Origin of the sequence: Vibrio sp. 10N.286.51.C3 (genome assembly GCF_003050065.1) — a bacterium.
Lineage (GTDB): Bacteria > Pseudomonadota > Gammaproteobacteria > Enterobacterales > Vibrionaceae > Vibrio > Vibrio crassostreae.
This window is the reverse complement of record NZ_PIGC01000005.1, coordinates 216321-239257: the sequence shown is the minus strand read 5'-3', so window position 1 is coordinate 239257 and position 22937 is coordinate 216321. Positions and strand designations below refer to the sequence as shown.

Below are 22937 nucleotides of genomic sequence, written 5' to 3'. Positions count from 1 at the left end.
GGTTCCAATGGCTTACTGCTGTTCACTTTCTTGCTCTTTGCGATGAACGCTAAAGTTGAACTTGGTGAGCTTATTCGGGGTAATTCGCAACACTTTCGGGTTTTCGCTCACCACTTCCATGGAGGTGGATAGCGAGTCAGTGTCCAACTTCACGAGGAAGTTCTTACCTTTCTTATTGAGTACCCATTGGTCGGGCACGTGGTAACGACCGTACTGGTCTGTGTAAATAACGATTCCCTCAACCGTCATCAACTTAACGCCCGGAATACCATCTTCGTAAATGCCTTTGTTCTCGATAACGATTTCCCACAGGTAATCCTCGCCATCGCGATACAGGTTTCTTGTTACGTTGAGGTTTTCCGCGCTCAGTCCCTTCTTCTTATCGGATTCATGCTTAAACTGAATCTGACCTTGTGCATCAAACTCGATACGAGAGCCCGCATCGGTCGTGACATAGAAATCAAAGCTCTGCTGTGTTCGAGTCCTGAATTGAATCACCACTTTGCTGGTTTCTGGCAGTGTTCGGTTCACTGAGTGACCCCAAAGATCACCAAGATCCAAACCTTGCCCAAGTGCAGTGGTTATTGCACCATCTTCGACAGCAACGTCTTGCCCATCACGGATGATGTGTGTCGAATCAGCGATGTAGCCTTGTGTTGCTAGGTTCGCAGTTAACTCAACATCAAACGCAGTGGCATCCGCTTGGAACCCATCTTTGTTGTGATCTTCAAAGACTTTGCCGATGATCGATGAGGTATCGAACACCTTGTCCGGTTCTACGGTCACTTTGGCGGTGTCTTCATTAGAAACCGCTGAGCCATCCACTTTCGCGACTGCGGTGTTGATGTAGTCACCAAAGGTCGCACCTACCGATACTCGCAATAAGTAACGAATACGCAGTTTCTCGCCCGGGTCAAAGTTCAACGAAGTGAACATAAGCTTGCCTGTGTCCGATGGCTCTTGAGAAAGAACCTGATCGTCTTCCGTACCAAACTCACCATCAATACCACTCAACACGATTTCTGACGTGTCCACGATGTATTTCAAGCCACCTGGGTAACGGTCTTCTACCGTCACGTTCTTAAAGTAAGATTCATTGTTGTTTTCAACGATGATCTCGTACTCAACCGCATCACCGACTTGCGCGGTATCTTGCAGCGCCGACTTGGTCAGCTCCAATTCCCCAGAGTTGTCAGGAATCTTCTTGATGTGAGTGGTTACGCTGTCGCTAGTTTCAGTACCGTCAGATTCAGTCGCCGTAAAGGTATTGGTGATGTCGTCATCTAAACCTTTACCTAATGTACCCACCACTTCGAACGCATAGGCATTTCGCTTTTGGGATTCTAGGTTAACGGTGGTATCTAGATCTTTACTCGACGGGAAGCTATGACGCTGAATCACCGCGCCTGTGTCATCGACTTCAACACCTTCAATCGTCCAGTCAGTAAACACTTTGTTGCCAACGCTATTTTGCAGTTCGCTGATCTCATCAGTGAGTCGCACGTTCGCTGCATTACCTAAACCATTGTTGGTCACAGCTAGGTAATAAGTGACACTGTCGTCGTCTTCGGTGTATTCAGGTTTGTCTGAACGCTTTTCGACAATCAGATCTGCGCCCACTGGAGGTAGATCCAGAGCTGATACTTGGTCTGCTACTGCCTGCATCGAGGTTTCTGATGCCAACATACCTTTAGATCGAGCACGCATCGTCGGGCTACCCGTTAGATCAAGGTAGTAGCCGAGTACATCGATGTTGGTCAACATGTCTTCGTTGACGGTCAATGTGAAGGTGTAGTCAATCTTGCCACCCGGCGCGATGTCGACCAAGGTGAAGAGGTCTTTATCGTTATCAAACGTACCCGGCTGCGTTTCAGCCCCTTCCGATGATGCTGTTAGGGTCCAATCATCAAAAGCATTGCTGCGGGAGCCATCTATGTAATCACCCATTGACTCAGAGAACTGGGTGTAAAGCGCCACATCTTTAGCGATACCACGGCCAATGTTTTGTACCACTAAGTGATACTCAACTTGGTCGCCCGGCACGTAATAAGGTGCGTCTGTATAGAGCTCAGCTTGAACAACCGCCGCGACAGTGTTAACCGGAGGGCTAACCACATCGCCGCCGTCAACTTGCGCTGTATTGACGATACGTCCAGTCGCAGTATCGACCACGGTGCCTTTTGAGCGGAATACAACCGTACCGTGCGGTGCAATATCCACACTGTATTCAATCGGGCTAATTTGCTCTGTCGTCGTGCCTAGCGTGGTTGAGTCAACAATCAAAGAAGTGGTTCCGGCAACAAAGGCAGGGCCAGTGGTGCCATCGTAATAGCTCACCTCTATCGTGCTCATATCATCGACAACACTTAGGTCACTAATGTAGTTGTTTGAGGTGTTCTCAATAGTAATCAAGAACTCCAGCTCACCACCCGGCTCATACTCGGTTTGTACGTTGGTTTTCGTCGCAACAAACTCAGAGTCTTTCGGTGTCATGACTACCGTTGAGTCTTGTGGTGCGCCGTTGTAAGTGATGGTTGCCGTGTTACTGATATCGCCAATCGCCGTAGTACGAATCAACGCCTTAACATGGAATGTCACGGTACTTTGTGGCGCAACATCCATATTGACGTCGATGTCTTCACTCAATTCAAACGTCTTCGGCGTCACTACAGTGCGGTCATCTGAAGCTTCAATACTCACTTCCCACATCAGGAATGCCGACTCTTGTTTATCCGCGGTCGTGTCGACTTGAATGTCACTGATGATGTCTTGAAGTTGAACACCAGATGCAAAAGCATCAGAGCTGTTGGTTACGGTGATGTCGTAGTTAATCAGCTTGGTTACTTCATACGATGGCGTATCAACCGTCTTCTTGACCGAAACCATCGCCAAAACTGGTGTACTGGTAGCACTGTCATCAAATGTTGTGCCGTCAAAGATCGCTGATGCGATATTAGTAATATCGCCTGTCGCCAACGGATTAGTCGTCACTTGAATAGTGAAAACAATGCTGTCTTCCGGTGCGATATCGAGCGTCTCGTTTAGATCTTCACCACTGGTTACGTCTGGTACGGGCGTTTCACCTGTTGTCGAGACGGCTGATATTTGGATTGAAGCGGGGTCAAAGGCTTGCTTCGTCTCACCACCAGCAATCGTGGTTTCTACCGATTTCAACGCATCTTCAATCACAACATCTTCAGCCCAACCTAAACCGTTATTTTTAACGGTCACGGTGTATTGAAGTGTTTCTCCCGGAAGGTACTCCGCTTTATCAACGTCTTTTGTGATCTCAACTTGTGCGTCTTCTGGAATGTAGGTCGCGTCTGCGGTGTATTCACCATCATCGCCAACCACTTTAACAACGTTAGTGATCTCGCCTTTGGCTTTGTCATTCACGGTATTTGTGACAACAAACGAATAGCTGTCACCGGGATGAATGCTGTAAGTGGCGCGGTAACCTTGAGCAGTGTTAGACACATCTTTACGAGCATTCAATGCTGGGTCACCACTACCATCAATCTGTTCATCGCTGATGATCCAGTTGCCGGTAAGGGCTTGTTCTTGATCTGGGCTGTTCGCCACTTCGGTCATGATGGTATCGATACGATCCGTCAGGACTTGATCCACAAGGTAACCTTCACCCGTGTTAGCCACGGTGATCTTGTAGGAGATAGGTTGGCCCGGTTGGTACTTAGCATCAGGCTCGGCAATCGGGGTAGCTTCTTTGGTTAACACCAACTGTCCCGGTTGAGGCGTGATATAACCCTCTCTTAAGCGAGCTATTTTCGAATCGTCTAAGCCATGTCGTAGATATGCAGTATTGGTAAAGCGACCAATCGCATCATTACGGACCTTGCCTTCAACATGGATTCGAACAACCGTGTACTTATCACCGCCGCCAGTACCCGCATCATCACGCCCTGCCATCTTGACTGACTCAGCAGGCAAATCGATGTCTGGGCTGCTTTGCCCAACGAGCTTGTCTAACTCTGAGAAATCATTCGCGTCAGGATCCGATGGTGCTGAGTTGTATAAGACATCGTAATCAACGCTCCACTCAGTGAGTGCGGTTTGCATTGAACCATCGACAGTTTCGACTTCGAAGCCACTGATGATGTCGCGGATTGAGAACAGGCCAGAATCCACATCGTCATTGGTAATGTCGATGTAGTAATTCACCGTGCCACCCGGCACGTAAGTAGGTGTATCTGTCCACTTATCGATTAGGATATTAGAACGACCAGGGTCAAGTACGATGTCGTTGGTGTCATCACCGTTCACTTGTGCCGTATTGGTAATGGTACCTGTTGCCGATGTTGAAACTGTGCCTTTGACATCGAACACGATGCGTTCACCTGGGCGAAGATCGACAGTCGCATTCAATGGCACACTGCCATTGTAGTTGCCTTGCACGTCATAAGTTCCAACCGGTTCAACCGCAATCGCTGTTGCCCAATCAGAGAAAGCATCATCGCCATCTTCGGTTTTGAGGGTATGGATAGCATCAATAACACGTACATCATTGGCGATACTATCGCCGGTGTTATCTAACGTAACTTGATATTCAACATCACCACGCGGTGCATAGGTACAGCTGCTGCCATCGTTTGAAGGCACTGAACAGCCAGCTGATTCACCATCGGTGTATACCAAGGTTTTGAAGTAGTCGAGTTCAGCCGCTTGTGGCGGAATCGTTTCTGATGTTGCTGACTGATTACCTGCCGTCACTCGGTTGGCTTCGATAGTCCCCAAAGCATCATCACGGATAACACCTGTTAAGTTGAACGTCAGCACTTCACCTGCGGCAATATCGGTTTCGATATTCAGGTTATTGTTTGGGTTATAGCTCGGAACATAAGTATCGACGTTAGCATCAATACCATTGCTAACTTCGTGAGTGATATCGCCCGAAACAAAGGCGGATTCCATTGTTCCACCAATAGCCTCAACTTGAATATCCTTTACCGTGTCTTTGATCTGAATATCATTTGCCCAACCGTTTTCTGGGTTAGTGACCACGAATTCATACTCGACTTCGTCACCCGGCAGATAGGTATCCCCATCATTGAACGGGTTGCCGTTAATCGACACCACGCGTTTTTCAACACTGATATTACTTCCTAGTGGCATTAGAGTCGCAGTACGAACCATACCGTCATAATTCGCTTTGTTTTGAATATCGCCCAACGCATCCTCACGAATCTCAGCATGGATGGTGAACGTTAGGCTTTCTTGAGGCGCGATAACAATGTCGTTATCAATATCAACGTTGTTACCAGAAACAAAGTCAACCGCGTCCGTGATCGAACCTACCGCTGCCGTTTTTTCTAGCTGCACTTCCCAACCAGATAAAAATGGTTGCCCGACAGGGTCAGCGCCAGACGTCGAAGCATCTTCTGCAATGCGAGTCTGAATTGCAGAAATGGTATCTTCAAGGCGAGAACCATACTCAATTCCGTTGCCCGTGTTCTTAATTTGAACTCGGTAATAAACTTCACTCTCACCCGCAGCTTGAGAGTACTTTGTCTTTGCCGAAGAGAAGCCTGCGTCATAGAACGCCTTTTTCGAGAATGTTATCTCTGGCTCTGACATCGACGTTGGGGGAGAAACAGCAATTAACTGGTTGCCATCATCTTCATCGATATACGCTCGGTTAGTGAAAGAACCTACTGCTTTGGGACTGATTTTGGCTTTGATGACATAACGTACAAACGGTGACGATACTGCACGGCCAAAGTTATCTGCCGATATATCAAAGTGCGTATCGATCGGTTGATTGTCTTTGATCGAGTTATCAACATCAGGGTCAGAGATCCCTAAACTGTCTTCAGACGTTTCAATAGTCCAGCTATCAAACGCCGGACCGCGAGTTCCGTCGTAGTATTGAGTCGTTATCTGGTCGATGTCATCACGAAGGCTGATATCATCAACGTGCGCAGTTGCGATATTTTCGATATAGATTTCATACTCGATGTAACCACCAGGCATGTAGCTCGTTGCACCCGGAATCTTGTTTCCATCAGCATCGTAGTAGTCCAGAATATTTTTTTCGTAATCAATTTGACGACCAGCTTGCGAGATATCATGAGAGATCGTATCTCCATCAACAGTCAGTACATTGATAATATCGCCATTGGCTTTATCGTTAATGGTTGCCACTACTTGGTACTCAAGCGTTGCTCCCATCGGAATATCGGCTTCTTCGTTTAGGTTGTTGTCTGTTGATGTATAAACCTTACCTGCACCCGCACCTGCATCGACATACTCAGAATCAGTGCCCGTTGCGATAGAGGTAATGGTCCATGTTGAATACGCAGGTCCAGTTGTACCGTCTACGAGATCGACGGTAATATCTTTGAGGTTATCGACAATTGGAATGTCGTGAGCATTGCCTTTACCGTCATTCTCAATCACCAAGTGATAGGTCACGGTTTGAGCTGGCTCGTACACCACTTCATCAGTCGTTTTATCAAAATCTAAATGGTAATCATCGGGAATCACGACGGTATCTCGGTAATGAATATCACCGACCGCATCCGGTCTTACGGTACCTGTTACTGTGTAAATCACGTCTTCACCAGCATCGATATCAATCGAAGTCACAATGTCAGTGTCGTTCGCAACATCACCGTCTTTGGTACCATCGGTTGTACCCGCGTTTGCAGGATCGCTCTTAGCAACTACCACCGTAAACTTGTTGGTACCCACCGCATCGTCGAAGAATGGATTGCCTGATGTGCCATCTTGTAACTCAACAGAGATATCATTGATCAGTTCATTAACGTCAACGTTGTTGCGATAGCCGTGACCATCCTGAGAGTTGTATTTGATGGTGTAAGTCAGTTCATCGCCCGGAGAGTAGCGGTTGATGTTGGTTGTACGAACCACGGTACCGTTATTGTGAACTTGATGGTTTTCAGCCACGGCACGCTTAAAATATTCGCAATCTGTCATACACCCAGAGTCTCTACTATCGAGGAGTAAAGCTTCATTCCGAATAACATTTAGCCCATCCGCGTCAACCCCATTTGACACCGCATTATCTTTAACAAGGGCCTTAATCTTTATGGTTTTCAATTCACCGGGAGCAAGTGACAACGGAATCCTTACATCATGGGTAGATTGACTTCCATAGCCACTCCCAGTATCTATCAACCAATGCTCGAATGCAGACTGGTTTTCGACATCCTCAACATACGCATCTTTATCATTGGCAAGTGTTGTGAAGACCTTCGTCAGTTCGTCTTTGAGCTCAACTTCAGCGAAGCTTTCTTCATCATTGTTCTTAACCAAAATGGTGTATTCAACGTATTCACCTGGTGTATAGCGGACTACATCCGTCGTCTTTGTAAGGGAAACATTGATATCAAAAAGGCTATCTGCGTTATTAATTTGCGCGGAAGAACTGTGCTCTCTGTCTGTAATAGGGTCATAGACATCTACACGGTTGGATACTTGATCATGTGGATAATCAGCATTAACAATACCACTCACCTCATAACGAACCCAACCTCCTGGAGTGATATCAACATCAGTGTTGATGTCTGTATTATCAGTAATATCACCGTAGCGAGACCCCGGCTTATCGGTGTTAGTCGATCCGACAATCGTCCAGCTATCGAAGAACATGAGTGCTGAAATGCTGTCTTTTACCGTTGCGTCGTTCGCGTAACCAGCTCCGCGATTATAGATATCAATATCGAACGTAGCACGCTCTCCGACCACAAAGTCGGTATGTCGAGCAGTCTTAGCGACTACAAGATTCGGTTCGCTAGGATAGGTACGTACCGTATCCGATAGATTAGTATCTGGTCCCGTCACTGTTGCGGTATTGGTGAATGCTCCCCAAAGAATCTCACTGTCTACGTCGCGATCGAGTGTCCCAACAACGGTATAGGTGATAGTTGCACCTGGTGGAATTTGTGCCGTGGCATTCAGGTCAGTATTATCTGAGAATTCTCCAGGATCGGTGACCGCTTTGACCCAAGGAGAAGCCGCATCTCTGTCAGCAGTGATCGTCCAAGATTTAAACACAGGCTTGGTTTCACCCGGCTCATGCAGTAACTCAGCCTCTATCGTGCTGATTTCATCTTTAATATTGATGTTAGACGCGAAACCATTCCCTTCAGGGTTGGTAACGCTGATTGTATAAGTGACTTCCTTTGTCGTGTCGGTGTAAGCGCTTTGCTCGTTGTTGCCGTCGACACGCTTGTCCAAGACTAGATAGTAGTCTCTTGGGTATGAACCTCTGTCAGAATAAAGCACGCTATCTACCGTCACTTCATTTCGAATCTCATCATCGGCAATCGGGTTTACCACCGCTGCAATGCTATAGATGATTTTGTCGTGCGGGGCTAGCTTCGCCTTCACATCTAAGATGTTCTTATTACTCTGATTACCTGAAATTTCACCGCTAAAACCGAGATCACTGTTTATTGAGACTAAGTCATCAGAGCCATAAGATTTTGCCGTCACAACCCAGCTCAAGTACGCTTTAGTTGGCTCATCCGTGATTGATTTGGTCATGATTGATGCAATGTCATCATAAACAGGTACATCAATCGCGTAACCGTCACCGTTGTTTTCTACCGTAATTTCATAGTTGAGTGTGCCACCTGCAGAGTAGTAGCGAGAATCCACTTCCTTCTGTACTTTTAACTTGGAGTTTGGCATTTGCACGCCAGAACCCGCCTCACCCAGGTTATCTCCCAAACACAAACCTGCATCGGTACCATCATCAACAATTTGACCCACACTGGTATCTGCTACTTTGGCTGTCAGTTTGTAGTGAACAAAGCCCTCAGGAGCAAGATCGACTTTTAGGTTGATGTCGTTCGTAGTCCAAGCCCCATAATTAAATGAGCCATAGTTAGAACCCTCACCGCTGCTTTCATCCACTTCCAACTTCCACTCGGAAAACGCAGAATCGGTAGTACCATCGGCTTGCTCTGTCACGATACAAGAGAATTTGTCGATCACTTCAACATCGTTCGCGAAAAATTCAGTGTCTTTGTTGGAGATAACAATGTCGTAGACCACTTCATTTTCACCCGATATCCCAGGTACATAAGTGGTATCTGTTGTGTTCTTGTTGCGGGTAATCTGGCTTGATGAAGAGTTTAGGACTTCTTGTGTATCTAGAGGGTTAGTCACCACATCAGCAGAATCAGCCGTGCCTTCGGCATTCACTACACGTGCGATAACTTTAGGAATTTCGCCAATTGAAACAGGGCTTACATCGACTTCAACCGAGTAAAGGATCTCTTCGCCAGGGTAAATAGAGACTACATCATCCAGTGAATGGTTGGATTCTACGCCGCTATCAGCCAGTTGAGAGGTACTGTTAGGCCCAATAGTAATAACTTGATTGGTCCAAGATTCGTAAGGATTCCCCTTGGTATCGGTAGCATTTTTATCATTGCTGATGTCGTTACCTAAGTCGGTCTCTAAGTCAGCAAGTAACTGCTGAACAGAATAGCGATAAGCGATACCGGAATTTTCTTGGTTGGTTACAGTAACCGTGTAAGAGAACTCATCATCAACAACATAGTTCTCTGTTTGGTTCAAGGTATGTTTAAGAGTGACATTAGACGCTGTGGGGGGCGTAGTGATTTCATTCCCAGTGACTTGCGCATCTCGTGTTTCTACCGTTATGTTGTCATTAACAATATCGCCGACGAGTTTGTCGGCAACGGTCGTTCGAATTGTGTAGGTGATAGATCCACCAATATCTATCGACGCATCAGTGACGGACAAATCCCCTGAAGAGTTGAATTTACCTGCATCACTTTCACCGCCTTGTACCTCGGCTGAGTTCACATTGTTTGTGAAGGCCTGTTGAAGAACACCATCAATGTCGAGTGTCTTGATATATGAAATAGCATCTTGAACATCAAGGCTTCGAATCACCATATCGCCAGTATTTGATACCTTAATCGAGTACGTGAGTTCTTTATTCAGTTGGTAGTTTGTCTTATCTACCGACACCAGAATATCGTGTTCGTACAAACCTCGTTGAATAGATTCCGTATTTGATTCAGCAGATGAAAGAGGCCCAGCGCTCGCGCTTGCGACGTTATCAATCGTATCGGCTGCGTCACCAGAAACTTTGGCGGTCATGGTATAGGTCACCGAGCCACCCACAGTAATACGTACGTCAGTCGCCTCTAAACTACCAAGACGGTTGTAAGTACCCGGCGATGAAAGAATCGTCGCCTCCGCTTGGATCGATGCTTGAGTAAAGGCGTTAACATCATTCCCTTCATCGTCTGTCGTTAAGATATTTAACAGATCATCTTTAACATCCAACCCTGCAATGGTTTTATCCGACTCATTCGTAAGAACAAGCGTATAAACGACCTTTTGCCCATTGTCATAAGACGCACTATCAACGGACAGATCCATTTTTAGCCCCGCTGTTTCAGCTTGGACGGAGAATGGAAACAATAAAATAGATAAGAAAAAGGCAAGGTTGTATCTGAACATTAACGCGTACTTCACAGTAGATTGACAAGTCTCCAGGCTAAATGCCATAGATTTGACGTCACTATTTTGGCATCTCGCCTTTTTAGGGACATGCGCAACATACAGTTCAATCAACCCGAACAATTAACATCCGTAAAAAACAAATTACTGAAGATGTTAAATATAGAGTCTGATGTCTAAATTAAAATCAAGACATTGAGTTAATTATCATAAGGTTAATGTTTTAATGAGTGAGTTTTCACAGTTGTTACGTAACTTCAGAAAGGAACTTCAATTTACACAAACAGAGTTTGCAACCTACTTAAATCAGCTGGACGATGAGTTTAATGCGGTTGACGTCGTAACGATAAATCGTTGGGAAAACAGTAAGGTAAAGCCTAGTACATACAAAGCACTCAAGATCTTACAGTACCTTGGCGGAGATTTGTTTGAGACAATAAAGAGCTTCAAGTCCGAACAAAAAGATACACTAATCGAACCGTTTTTTAACGAATCCCATGGCTCATTTCAAAGTAGAATTTCAGCTCTATCAGGCCTGAATCAACAACAAGGCGAACGCAATTTTAAGTCACAGCCTTTAATGTCAGAGCCCTGTGACACTAGCGTTATCGACAGAATCAAACTACTTTCTAAGTTCACTAAAGTCGATATTTCGCCACTGGACCAAATTGATTTATATCTCTATTACTGTGAGAAAAAAGCACATGGTCACAAGCTCATCAATACAGATGGCGACATTGTGAGTCACAACGTAGGCTTTTTCTTTGAAGACCATCAATTTGAGACATTAAAAACTCAAGAGCTAGATCTAAGAATGGCCAGCTCTTTAAATTCAAGCAAAAGCATAAATTATTTTAATATAAGCTCACACTCAGAGAAAAAAAATCATGTTATTGAGCATATAGTTTCAGATATAAAGTTACTTTCTCAGAACAAAAACATTAAAAAATATTCTGTTTTAGTTAAAGACCCCAACATGATGAAACTCTTGAAGGGCGTGGGGTTTGAAGTATTTAAATTTTCAGAACCTTCTGCTAAAAAATGTAATATCACATTCAAAAATAAACATTATAGCTACTGTATATTAACGATTGATAAAATAGACTATCTGACGAATCGGAACGTAATGTCACTAATCAAAGATGAATATTCTACCATGATGAAATTTCCGCAATTACTGCGCGAAGCGCGCAAGAAATTGAAGTTAACGCAAAAGGATTTTGCGGCATACATTAATCACTTAGATGATGAATTCAGCTCTGTAGATGTCGTAACGATAAATCGATGGGAAAATAGCAAAGTAAAGCCAAGTAATTACAAAGCCCTAAAGCTATTGGACTGCCTTGGTCTGGACTTGTATACAACGTTGAAATCCTTTGATTCAGAAGTTAACGAAGACAGTGCACTACTTGAAGACTTCCTTCGTGAGAGGTTCTTTTCGTTTCAAAGCCGAGTATCGTCTATCACTAAAGGGGAGATAGAAGAAGGCTGCGACTGTCAGATCATGCCATTGATGACAGATCAGAATGACAAAGCAGTAATAGATAGAATTAAGCTGATTTCGCAATATACAAAGGTGGATCCTTCAGCTCTTGATACTATCGACCTGTTTCTCTATTGCAGTGAAAAAAAGGCGCATGGCAGAAAAATGGTCGATGTTAATGGCGATATTGTTAGTCATAGCCTAGGTTTTTTCTTCAACGAAGAGGTATTCGAGCAATACCAAAATAAGCATCTACATATTAAGCAAGCCTGCTCTTTAGATTCTAATCAGGACTTAAATTATATAGTCGTTAGCGGTCACTCTGAGAAACGCGAACAATCTATTGCGAACCTGATTTCCGATATGAAGCTTCTTGCAAGAAATACTAAGATCAAGAAATTCTCTATGATGATCAAAAATCCAAATGCACTGGAGCTGATGAAAAACCTTGGGTTTGAAATCTATAAATTCTCAGAACCAACAAAAGAAAAATCGAACATTACCTTCAAGAAAAAAAACTACCGCTATTGCGTACTGACTATCGACAAGATTGAATTACTTAGCAATAAACATGTTATTGCTTTTATTAGTAAACATGGTTAAGCACCTGATTTTACTAACTATAGAAAGCTTATACTAAATTCTTCTTAAGCTTCTCTTCTAAGGCTTGAACACACAGTTGGATGGCAATCGGCGTGTTGGAAGTAAATGGGTTCAATGCATAAACCGTATTGGTGGGTAATTCAAAGCTTGGCAGCACGTCGACAACTTCATTGGATAACTGAGGAACACAGAAGTCTGGAATCACACCAATGCCAACACCCGATTTAATCAACGCAAGACAACTGTGAAATGAATTGGTAACGCAGCTAGCTTGTTGTTGATAGACAAAGCCTTCTTCAGTTAGAGAACTGAAATGGTGAGTCACCTGCTTCCCCTGCCAAGAGTTTGCAATGTAAGGAATCGATTCAAGCTCACGTTCACGCATGCTTGTGACGCCACACAACACATCTTTAAACTCACCTAACCGTTTCTGTTTTAGGTTACTGTCTCGTGAACTGCCAACTCGCACCGCAAGATCAATATCGTGCTCCATGAAATCTAAGTGTTGATCATCACTGATCAATTCCGGCTTTAATTTTGGATACTGTTTCATCAGATCGGCAATAACAGGCGCAACCAGCAAATCCATCAACGCATTAGGAGCCGTGATGCGAATCCGTCCCTGTGGCTCTTCCAACTCCGATTTCGCCATATCCCATGCCGATTCAGCGATCACGTTAATATCCTTACAACTTAGATAGAAGCGCTCTCCCATACTAGTCAAGGTTTGTCTTCGCGTTGTTCGTTTAAGAAGCGAAGCACCAAGCTCTTGTTCCAGAATTTTTAGGTGCTGACTGACGACAGATTTAGACAACTCTAACTTTTCAGCCGCAGCCGATACTGAGCCTTGCTCTACAATATGAGCGAAAATCGACATCTGCTTTAGCTTACTCATTTTATTGTTCTCTTTTTACAAACAGTATTTTCTATTATCTCTGTTTTTCAAATTAATTTCCAAGACTAAACTGAATCCAACTTATCGAGATACCTAATCAAAGAAACAGTGTTTGAAAGAAGACTGTTATGGAGAGAAAACAATGTTAAACAACCAAGTATTAGAAGCATGTAAGCAAGGCATTAACGCGTGGCAAAAAGCATTCAATAGCCAAGATGCTAAAGGTTGTGCCGACCAATACACAGAGGCTTGTGTGATGGAAGCTCGTCCATTCGGCACTTTTGAAGGCCGTGAAGCGATTCAAGCATTTTGGCAAAACATCATTGACCAAGGCTTCAAAGACGTTGATTACACAGATGTTAAGTGGGAAGAGCACCCAGAAGGTGGTTACATTCTTACCGCTAGCTGGACAATGAACAAAGCGTTTGGTGTCGTACACCGTGAACACTGGGCATTAGAAGCGGATGGCTGTGCTCGCCTAGTAAGCGATGACTTCGAAGTTCAAGGCGAACGCTAGAAGCTAGAAGCTAGAAGCTAGAAGCATAGAAACAGAAAAAAAAGCCAGCAATCCGAATGGACTGCTGGCTTTTTAATGTTCACTCTGTCGCCATTTCACTTGATTTGAAGGTGATTCAATGACTCTACACAATCATTCAAAATGTCTGGTAAGACAGAGCAAATACAAGTCAAAGTTACAGTGCTGCTTTCTTCGCTTCTGTAATCCAACCATCGAACGTGCTTTGGTTCGCTTTGATCCAACCGTTTACGTGCGCTTCGATATCCGCAGAGCTGTTCTTACCTTTACTCATCATCATGTTCTGAGCACTTACATCATTGATGTTAAGTTTGATGATCTCGAAAAGCTTCGCTGCTGATGGGTTATTCTTAGCAAACTCTTTGTTCGCAATAATGCGCATTGAGTTCATTTCGAAGCCGTAGTTTTTGCCGTTAGATAACGTCGTATCAACATCCGAACGCTCGCCAGGAAGTGAAGAGAATGGCACTTCTAGCCATACTACGTCTTCGTTAGGCACCAATACACCACTTACCCAGTACGGTGTCCACGTGTAGTAAAGGATTGATTCACCCTTTTGGTAACGTGAAATCGTGTCTGCGATGATAGCCGCATAGTTACCTTGGTTATGAGTTACTGTATCGTCCAGTTTGAATGCTGACAGTTGATGTTCAATTACCATCTCACAACCCCAACCTGGGTTACAGCCTGTTAGGTCGGCTTTGCCATCACCATCTGCATCAAACAGTTTTGCAATTTTTGGATCGGTTAACTGACCAATATTAGTGATGTTGTACTTTTCTGCCGTTTTCTTATCAATCAGGTAACCTTGCGCTGCACCACTTACATATTGGCCTTCGCGGTAGAACTTTTCATCGCCGCCCGCCATTGTGTATTTGTCTGCATGAAGCGGGAACCAACCTACCGTTAGGAACGTTGCGTCACCTTTTGCAATTGAGGTGTAGCCTACGTTGTAGTCCACTTCTTGCGTTGATTTCACGTCGTACCCAAGCTCTTCAAGAGCGCGGTTAACAATCAACGTTTGGAATGTTTCTTCTGCTACAGACGATTGAACAGGCTGAACAGGTACACCTTCACCCGGTAGGCTTGCTGCCCATACGTTAGTTGATACAGCCAGTGTAGAAACGATGCTCACTGCAAGTTTGCTCTTCCATGAATTATTCATTGGTGTTTTTCCTTAATTGAAGTTCTGATTTGTTACCGCGATTTAAAGCATTAAGTACTAGGGAAACAGGTCCCATGCGGTACCAGCGTAATTTTGTATTGCCCGCATTCACACCCAACACTTGGGTGATACGATCCAATAAGATGGCGAGAATAACGATGCCTAAACCACCGACTGCAGCCAGTCCCATATCTAAACGGCCGATACCTCTCAGTACCATTTGACCGAGACCACCTACCGCAATCATTGACGCGATAACCACCATCGACAGTGACAGCATCAGTGTTTGGTTTACGCCCGCCATGATGGTTGGCAGTGCTAGTGGCAATTGAATTCGATAAAGCATCTGCTTTTTGCTTGCGCCGAATGAGTGACCTGCTTCGATCAACTCTTCCGGTACTTGCTGAATACCTAAGATGGTTAAACGTACCACTGGCGGCAGTGCGAATATGATGGTTACAACAACACCCGGCACGTTACCGATACCAAACAACATGACGATTGGTACGAGATAAACAAAGGCAGGCGTGGTTTGCATGGCATCCAGAATTGGACGAACGAATTTAGCCGCCGTGTTGCTGCGGGCGAGCCATATCCCCATGGGTAAGCCAATCAACAGACAGAAAAAGACCGATGTCATCACCAACGAAAGCGTAGTCATGGCTTCAGACCAAGCGCCAATCAAGCCAATGAACGTCAAGGATACTGCGGTAGCAACACCAAGCTTCAAGTTTGAAAACTGCCATGCGACTAAAAACAAGATGATCAACATGAATGGTGCTGGCGTAGAAACCAGTGTTGTTTCAAATGAACTTAGGATGAAATCGATCGGCACACGTATCGCCTGAAACAGTGGGCGTCCATGTTCAACCAACCAATTAAGACCAGACTCAACCCAAGTATCGACTGGTAGTACAGCTTCAGCAAAAGGGTTCAGTGGGTCAAAAGGCGTAACCTCAACGGTTTCACTGCTTAGCCAATCCGCTGATGGTGCGGTCTCAGTTGTTTGGCCCCAAGGATCACTTGCCGGCTGAGTAGAGGGAGCTGCTTGCGACCATGGGTCATTATTTGTTTGTTCCGACGACATGATCTATCCCTTATCTAATGTTTGTAGCAGTCGTGACTTAGTCACAACGCCAAAGTAATTACCTTGCTCGTCCACAACAGGAACGGAATAAGGCACACCGCCAACAAGGCCAAGCACATCATTGATTGGTAAATCTGGATTCAGAGTTAAGCCATCACTTAGCTGAGCGCTAACCAATGATTTGTTCTCTTTGTGGGCTTTGCGAAGGGAGTCGATAGAAACAATGCCTGAGTAGTGACTGCTCTTCTCAACAACGATGCCATATTCACGGTCGTTATCCATCAAGATTTGCAGAGCCGAAGCTGGACCATCGTGCTCAGATTTCTTAAATACCGCTGCAGGTTTCTTGCGTGCGATGTCTTTAACCGTAAGGACACTTGCGACATTCACACCACGGAAGAAAGCTTCAACGTAGTCGTTCGCTGGGTTATTAAGAATATCGTCTGGAGTACCTACTTGAACCACTTCGCCATTTTGCATAATCGCGATTCGGTCACCGATACGCATCGCTTCATCCAAATCATGCGAGATGAAAACAATGGTACGCTTATCGTCATTTTGAAGTCGGATTAACTCGTCTTGCATTTCAGTACGGATCAGTGGATCGAGTGCAGAGAACGCTTCGTCCATTAACAGAATGTCCGGGTCACATGCTAAAGCACGAGCCAAACCAACACGCTGCTTCATACCACCAGACAGTTCATCTGGGTAAGACTCCGAATACACGCCAAGGCCTACTCGCTCTAAGGCAGCCAGTGCTGACTCTTTTCGTTTATCAACATCGACACCCGCAAGCTCAAGGCCAAACGCTGCGTTTTCGATCACAGTCATATGCGGCATCAATGCGAAATTTTGGAAAACCATGGAAATGTTGTTGCGGCGGACTTCGCGGAGTTCATCTTCTGAGATGTGGGCAATGTCTTTGCCTCGTAGAAGCACATTGCCTTTGGTAGGTTCAATCAAGCGGTTAAGAAGGCGTACTAGGGTTGATTTGCCAGATCCTGACAGTCCCATTATGACGAAAATCTCGCCTTCTTGAATACTAAGAGAAACATCGTTAACGCCGATCGTTAGCCCTGTTTCTTCGAAAACTTTATCTTTGTTCGCGCCTTCATTAATCATTGTAAAAGCACGATCGGTGTCTTCACCAAACACCTTGTACAGTCCCTTAACTTCCAGTATGGGATCCATATAATCTAATCCTTTCTTAGCTATTTTAACTTAAAAATGGTTATTTAAGCTCGAAAAACGATTAGCACTCTAAGTAAATAACCAGTGTAAATCAAGGGGTCTCGTACTGTAACTCACCCACAAAACCACCAATCCCCTAGAAAAATTAATGATTAAGAACAAAGCAACAAACACCCAACACACTGAAAAAAAAGATATTAAAGCAACAGGACCGCTTGCGACATTATGTGTTACTTACTGATAGATTATTGAATATTTATTTTACATTTGAGCAATTAATACGCGAAACAGACCAAGAACAGCATCAAATAGTTCGTGCACAAATAATTCGAATACAAACTATTTATTAAGATTTAATGACGTTTCAGAGTTGATCATCCACCCTGCTACAGGGATAAGATCCACACTCGGCATCGACATAAAATCCAAAGGTGAACTGGCTAAAGTCAGCGAGATAAAATCGATCTTTTTCAACCAAGAGTTTCAAAACATCACACCAACTGTGACACTTGCTACAAACTATTAAACGTCGATTACCCAAGCTAAAAGACAACTTGTAGAGTCCTCACTGCTGAGCCATTCTTTATAAAAGAAATTGACATTTCCCCGCGATGAATTAGAGAAAAAGACAAGGAATTCGAATGATAAAAATGCTGGTGTGTGACTTTGACGGGACGCTGGATGGAGGATCTTCTCATGGGGTGAATCAGTTATTTAACTACCTAACCGAGCAACCTGATATTCGTTTTATCATTGCGACAGGAAGAACTCTGCCGTCAATTCGTGTTGGGTTGGCGTCTGATAACTACCCGAAACCACACAGCATTATCAGTGATGTTGGCACTAGAATTCATCACGATCACTCCCAAAAACCCGATCATGTTTGGCACAATCAATTAGAAGCGTCGTGGAACAAATCCAAAGTAGAGACAGCACTCGCACCACTCGACTTTATGGGCGAACGCTTTGAAAATCATCAGGGTGATTACAAGATTACTTTTGAAGGGAAGCTGTCTGAACCTCAACATGAGTTGATTGAATCAAGCTTGGAGTTGCACGGGTTAGATGTACACCTCACCTACTCCCACGACTGGTATTTGGACATCACACCAAAGGGCGTCAATAAGGCTACTGCGATTCATCACCTGCTCAAGCAGCATGATTTGAGCGTAGAAGAAGTGTGTGTCGCGGGCGACTCTGCAAACGACACATCCATGCTGACGATAGAGGGTGTAAACTCGATATTGGTCGCTAACCATTACCCAGAAGTGGCGCACCTATCCGACAGAGACAATGTGTACACCAGCACAGCAACGCACGCTGAAGGTGTGTTAGAGGGGCTCAAATACTGGCAAAAGCGAGCGTCGAGCATCCGATAAACGCTAGTTAGCCATTAACAACAAATTCTAATCAAACAGGCTTCCGGTCCTACTTCCAACCTGGAAGCCAATTTTGATTATCTGTAAGCTCTCGCCAATTGATATCTTCTTCTCGTTTGGTCATTACCGCCTCTATCATGCAGCGCACGACCTCCCCTTCATCAAATTCAACTTCTGTGACCATAAAGTGCTTTTCTTTCTTCACGGGGCTAACGGCTGTCCATTTGCTACGAAGTAATTTCTTTGGGTTGATCCGATTCATGGGCTTCTCTCTTGCTTTAACGTCGTTGATTATCATGAGTTGTCTACTCGACACAAAGTAATAGTCTTTCCATCGCAAAAAAGATCATAAAAAAAGCCAGCGTTTAGGCTGGCTTCATTCGATTAGCTATTTCTCGTTAAAGATTAGCCATTTTTAGGTGGATCAAATGCCGTCAGTTCTAATACTGGGCCTGTGTATTTTTCAATTTTCACAAGCGCAGAGTTCGCTGCACAACCATTTGCCAAACGAGAGGTTGGAATATCCAACGTAAGTACGTTACAGCCACCGTTTTTACATAAGCCTGTATCTTTATCTAAATCTGGCCAACCACCTTCATGGATACATACAGAGCCTTGTTTGATGCCATCCGTCACTAGTGCACCAACCAATACTTGGCCACGACCATTATGTGCACGAACCAAATCACCTGTTTTAATGCCACGCGCTTTTGCGTCTTCAGGGTGGATTGAAATCGGCTCGCGGTCTGCAATCGCGTACTCTTCACGGATCTTCGCGTAATTAAATTGACTGTGTAGACGGTGAGCCGCGTGCGCTGTCATCAATTGCAGTTCGCCATCTTTTGCATTGCCGGTGTACTCTGTTGGCTCCATCCAAGTTGGATGTGGAGGACAATCGTCTAGTTGGTAACCTTCAATCGTTCTTGAGAAAATCTCGAACTTGCCACTCGGTGTACCTAGTGGGTTCATGATTGGGTTCTCACGGAAATCAGCGTAACGAACGAACTGTGCGTTCTTCTCGTTCCACTTCATCTCAATGAGTTGGTTATCATCCCAAAACTTGCTGAAGTTAGGCATTACGATGCGCTGACCACGACCTCCTTGCTGTGCTGTTTTGTAGAAACCGTACAGCCATTCCATTTCGGTCTTGCCTTCGGTGTACACATCACGGCCGCCCGGAGCAAGCAACTCAGACATGTCTGCAAACACATCGAAGTCATTACGCGCTTCACCTTGAGGCTCAACGACTTTCTTCATTGGCACTAGGTGCTGGTTACTGTAGTCACCTGTCATCGTCATATCATTACGTTCAAACGATGTAGTAATTGGCAATACAATATCCGCGTGTTTAGCTGCTGCTGTCCAGTAAGGTTCTGAGATAACAATCAGCTCAGGCTTTTGCCAAGCTTTGATCAAGCGGTTGGTATCTTGGTGGTGAGTAAAGTTAGCACCGCCTGCCCACCAGATCATTTTGATCTCTGGGAACGTTAGGTTGTGGCCATTGTGATGGTAGCTTGAACCCGGATTTTCTAGAGCTTCAACAATACGCGCGACAGGAAATGCGTTCACAGATCCTGAAACAGCCCAATCGTTACCCGCCGAAGAACCACCACCAAGCGACGCTGAAATCGCAGGAAGTACGCCTGCATCACGAGCAGGGTTACCGCCGTTGGAGTAGTGGTAAGAAAGACCGAAACCACCACCAGGTAAGCCAACTTGACCTAGCATTGTCGCTAGCGTAACCAACATCCAGTGACGTTGTTCACCGTATTGTTGACGCTGCATACCCCAGCCAGACATCAGCATAGTACGGTTCTTACTGAAGATATCAGCAAGTAGTTCAAGCTGCTTCACTGGCACACCACAGATCTTAGACGCCCACTCAGCAGATTTTTCAACGCCGTCTTCTTTACCCATTAGGTAAGCTTCGAATACGTCATAACCTGTTGTGTATTTGCCCAAGAATTCTTTGTCGTGTTTACCCTGCTTCACTAATGTGTGCGCAATACCCATCATCATGGCTACGTCAGTCATTGGGTGCGGAGCAATCCACTCTGCGTTGTCGCCAAAGAACTCGATAGTTTCAGAACGCATTGGATCAATCGCGATAACCGTTTTGCCCGACTGCTTCAACTGATGGAAGAACTCTAAGCCTGCACAGTCCGTTGAGCTCCAAGCGATCTTCAAGGTATTGATTGGGTTTAGACCCCAAAGTACTACCACATCACTGTGTTCAAGGATGACTGGGTAAGTCGTTTGTTGTTCATACACTTCAATCGAACCCACCACGTGCGGCATGATGACCTGAGCTGCACCTGTTGAGTAATCACCTAAGTGACCAGAGTAACCACCAGCCATGCTCATGTAACGTTGTAGAAGTGTTTGTGCTTTATGTAGCACACCACTTGAACGCCAACCGTAAGAGCCTGCGAATACCGATTCTGCACCGTGCTCTTTACGAATACGTGAGTGTTGTTGATGAATCAGTTTGTACACTTCATCCCAAGAGATGCGAACAAACTCATCACTACCACGTACCCCTTCAGGTGCAGACGGGTTAGCCAAGTAGCCTTTACGAACCATAGGGTATTTAACACGCGCTTTGGTATGTACTTGGTCAGGGCCTGTAGTTTGTAGGCTGTTTGGAACAGTTTGTGCCAGTGCATTCGTGGTCGACACTAACTTGCCATCTTTCACTTCACACAGCATTGGTCCCATACGGCCTGATGTTAGAACACCAGAACCGCGCTTGTCAGAAGCCATTGCGCTCATCGGCGTCAAGGATGTGAATGCCAACGCACCAGCAGTGATACCTGTGCCTTTCATAAATCCACGACGGGTCATATTAGTCATAATTTTATCCTTCTAATTCTCTTTAGTGACCAACAACGTCTTTCGCGTGGTTTTGGAAGTACTTAGTCAGCAGCTCAAGGTTTTGCTCAGAAATGTCGGTACGGTCGCCCATACTTTTAGCAACAGGTCCCCAAGCATTCACAGTGAAGTGGTTTGAAGGAATCTTCGCGTGACACGTTGCACAGTAAACATTGTCCAACTCTTCTGCATAAGACCAGATTGGGTCTAGGCTATCGACAACTGGATCAGTAATGTCACCCGTTAACGCAACAGAACGCCACTCGTTACCGTAAGCATCGGCTTCGTATTCACCAGTAGTCAGTGCTTCTTGACCTTTGCCAGTCAGTGTCGCAACGATCGCACGTTGACCTTCACCGAAGTAAAGCACTTGCTCTGCGCCTTTCATTTGGAAAGCATTCAGAGTCACAGTACGGTTGTCGCCTTCAGCTTTAACGACTTCAAGTTCGGCCGTTGGGTTTACGCTACCGAACTCGCCCATTGCGATGTCAGTGACTGGGTAAACCACTTTCGCATCTGCTGGCGTGTTTTTGGTAAAGGCAATCAGGGTATCGAACGCTTTGCTGTCTAGCTGAGCTTCAGGAGCAAAGTGCGCGACGCCTTTGTGACAATCGATACACGTTTGGTTGTTCTCTTTACCGTAAGCGTGCATTTTCGCCGCATCACGAGATTGCTCGAACTCTTCCATTGCATCGAATTCGTGACAAGAACGACACGTCGCTGAGTCATTCTCACGGAATTGAGCCCATACTGTTTCAGCCATCTCTTCACGATGTGCTTCGTATTTCTCAGGCGTGTCGATCTTGCCTGAGATGAATTCGTGGTAGATGTCTTTAGACGCTCTTACTTTGGTGATCACATAGTCAATCGGATCCGTTGGGATGTGGCAATCGGCACATTCAGCTCGAATGCCTTTTGCGTTACTGAAGTGAACTGAACCTTGGTATTCTTTGTGAGGTGCTTCCATCGTGTGGCAAGAAACACAAAACTCAGTGCTCGATGTATAGTGCATAACGGCTGCAGTTCCCCCTAAGGTTAACCAGCCAATACCTATACCAACCGCCGCTATTAGTGCGATATAACGTTTTTTTATTGTCATAATTCTTAATCATCTTCAACAATTGGTTACAATTGAGATCAGAATAGTACTTTAGGGGTAGATCTGTTTGATTTGGATCATCAATCGCAACCTGAGGAATAAAAAATGAACCTTTCTGAGAGCTTGATGTCACTTTGAAAAATT

Annotated in this window: 11 protein-coding genes; 3 read left to right on the top strand and 8 right to left on the bottom strand. The window is 45.0% G+C overall.

Annotated features, from left to right (window positions below; genetic code table 11):
- Positions 1 to 12: 12 nt before the first annotated feature.
- The gene (locus CWO27_RS07595; protein ID WP_107898804.1) at positions 13 to 10404 is read right to left on the bottom strand and encodes a DUF11 domain-containing protein; all 10392 of its coding nucleotides are present in this window, start codon (positions 10402 to 10404) and stop codon (positions 13 to 15) included.
- Positions 10405 to 10711: 307 nt separating this feature from the next.
- Between CWO27_RS07595 and CWO27_RS07590 the strand changes: the two genes are divergently transcribed.
- A complete protein-coding gene (locus tag CWO27_RS07590; protein ID WP_107898780.1) occupies positions 10712 to 12571 on the top strand; it encodes a helix-turn-helix domain-containing protein in 1860 nt (619 codons plus the stop codon).
- A gap of 28 nt (positions 12572 to 12599) precedes the next feature.
- On the opposite strand, the gene CWO27_RS07585 is transcribed toward CWO27_RS07590, so the two are convergent.
- Positions 12600 to 13466, bottom strand: coding sequence for a LysR family transcriptional regulator (locus CWO27_RS07585; protein WP_102431622.1), 867 nt, complete (start codon positions 13464 to 13466; stop codon positions 12600 to 12602).
- Between the two features lie 142 nt (positions 13467 to 13608).
- On the opposite strand from CWO27_RS07585, the gene CWO27_RS07580 reads away from it, so the two are divergent.
- Positions 13609 to 13983: a YybH family protein gene (locus CWO27_RS07580; protein ID WP_017633307.1), complete on the top strand. Its 375-nt coding sequence runs from the start codon at positions 13609 to 13611 to the stop codon at positions 13981 to 13983.
- A gap of 175 nt (positions 13984 to 14158) precedes the next feature.
- Here the strand turns inward: CWO27_RS07580 and proX are convergent, their stop codons facing one another.
- Genes proX through proV form a run of 3 tightly spaced genes read right to left on the bottom strand, consistent with a single transcriptional unit; the run spans position 14159 to position 17444 of the window.
- The gene (gene proX / locus CWO27_RS07575) at positions 14159 to 15166 is read right to left on the bottom strand and encodes a glycine betaine/L-proline ABC transporter substrate-binding protein ProX (RefSeq protein ID WP_048658358.1); all 1008 of its coding nucleotides are present in this window, start codon (positions 15164 to 15166) and stop codon (positions 14159 to 14161) included.
- Positions 15159 to 16253, bottom strand: a complete 1095-nt coding sequence (proW, locus tag CWO27_RS07570) for a glycine betaine/L-proline ABC transporter permease ProW (RefSeq protein WP_102431621.1) — start codon at positions 16251 to 16253, stop codon at positions 15159 to 15161. Before proW ends, proX begins: the two co-directional genes overlap by 8 nt.
- Positions 16254 to 16256: 3 nt before the next feature.
- A complete protein-coding gene (gene proV / locus CWO27_RS07565) occupies positions 16257 to 17444 on the bottom strand; it encodes a glycine betaine/L-proline ABC transporter ATP-binding protein ProV (RefSeq protein WP_102431620.1) in 1188 nt (395 codons plus the stop codon).
- A 641-nt stretch (positions 17445 to 18085) separates the two neighbouring features.
- On the opposite strand from proV, the gene CWO27_RS07560 reads away from it, so the two are divergent.
- Positions 18086 to 18823: an HAD-IIB family hydrolase gene (locus CWO27_RS07560; RefSeq protein WP_102431619.1), complete on the top strand. Its 738-nt coding sequence runs from the start codon at positions 18086 to 18088 to the stop codon at positions 18821 to 18823.
- Between the two features lie 49 nt (positions 18824 to 18872).
- Here the strand turns inward: CWO27_RS07560 and CWO27_RS07555 are convergent, their stop codons facing one another.
- The 3 genes from CWO27_RS07555 to CWO27_RS07545 form a co-directional block, all read right to left on the bottom strand.
- The gene (locus CWO27_RS07555; RefSeq protein ID WP_102431639.1) at positions 18873 to 19085 is read right to left on the bottom strand and encodes a TIGR02450 family Trp-rich protein; all 213 of its coding nucleotides are present in this window, start codon (positions 19083 to 19085) and stop codon (positions 18873 to 18875) included.
- Between the two features lie 143 nt (positions 19086 to 19228).
- On the bottom strand, positions 19229 to 21676 hold the full coding sequence (locus CWO27_RS07550; protein WP_107898779.1) for a molybdopterin guanine dinucleotide-containing S/N-oxide reductase: 2448 nt from the start codon (positions 21674 to 21676) through the stop codon (positions 19229 to 19231).
- A gap of 22 nt (positions 21677 to 21698) precedes the next feature.
- On the bottom strand, positions 21699 to 22793 hold the full coding sequence (locus CWO27_RS07545) for a NapC/NirT family cytochrome c (RefSeq protein ID WP_107898778.1): 1095 nt from the start codon (positions 22791 to 22793) through the stop codon (positions 21699 to 21701).
- Between the last annotated feature and the right edge of the window lie 144 nt (positions 22794 to 22937).

Bases quoted from the DNA above. Each gene is read 5' to 3' on its own strand.
- CWO27_RS07595 (WP_107898804.1), bottom strand. From the start codon at position 10,404: ATGGATCTGTCCGTTGATAGTGCGTCTTATGACAATGGGCAAAAGGTC.
- CWO27_RS07590 (WP_107898780.1), top strand. From the start codon at position 10,712: ATGAGTGAGTTTTCACAGTTGTTACGTAACTTCAGAAAGGAACTTCAA.
- CWO27_RS07585 (WP_102431622.1), bottom strand. From the start codon at position 13,466: ATGAGTAAGCTAAAGCAGATGTCGATTTTCGCTCATATTGTAGAGCAA.
- CWO27_RS07580 (WP_017633307.1), top strand. From the start codon at position 13,609: ATGTTAAACAACCAAGTATTAGAAGCATGTAAGCAAGGCATTAACGCG.
- proX (WP_048658358.1), bottom strand. From the start codon at position 15,166: ATGAATAATTCATGGAAGAGCAAACTTGCAGTGAGCATCGTTTCTACA.
- proW (WP_102431621.1), bottom strand. From the start codon at position 16,253: ATGTCGTCGGAACAAACAAATAATGACCCATGGTCGCAAGCAGCTCCC.
- proV (WP_102431620.1), bottom strand. From the start codon at position 17,444: ATGGATCCCATACTGGAAGTTAAGGGACTGTACAAGGTGTTTGGTGAA.
- CWO27_RS07560 (WP_102431619.1), top strand. From the start codon at position 18,086: ATGATAAAAATGCTGGTGTGTGACTTTGACGGGACGCTGGATGGAGGA.
- CWO27_RS07555 (WP_102431639.1), bottom strand. From the start codon at position 19,085: ATGAATCGGATCAACCCAAAGAAATTACTTCGTAGCAAATGGACAGCC.
- CWO27_RS07550 (WP_107898779.1), bottom strand. From the start codon at position 21,676: ATGACTAATATGACCCGTCGTGGATTTATGAAAGGCACAGGTATCACT.
- CWO27_RS07545 (WP_107898778.1), bottom strand. From the start codon at position 22,793: ATGACAATAAAAAAACGTTATATCGCACTAATAGCGGCGGTTGGTATA.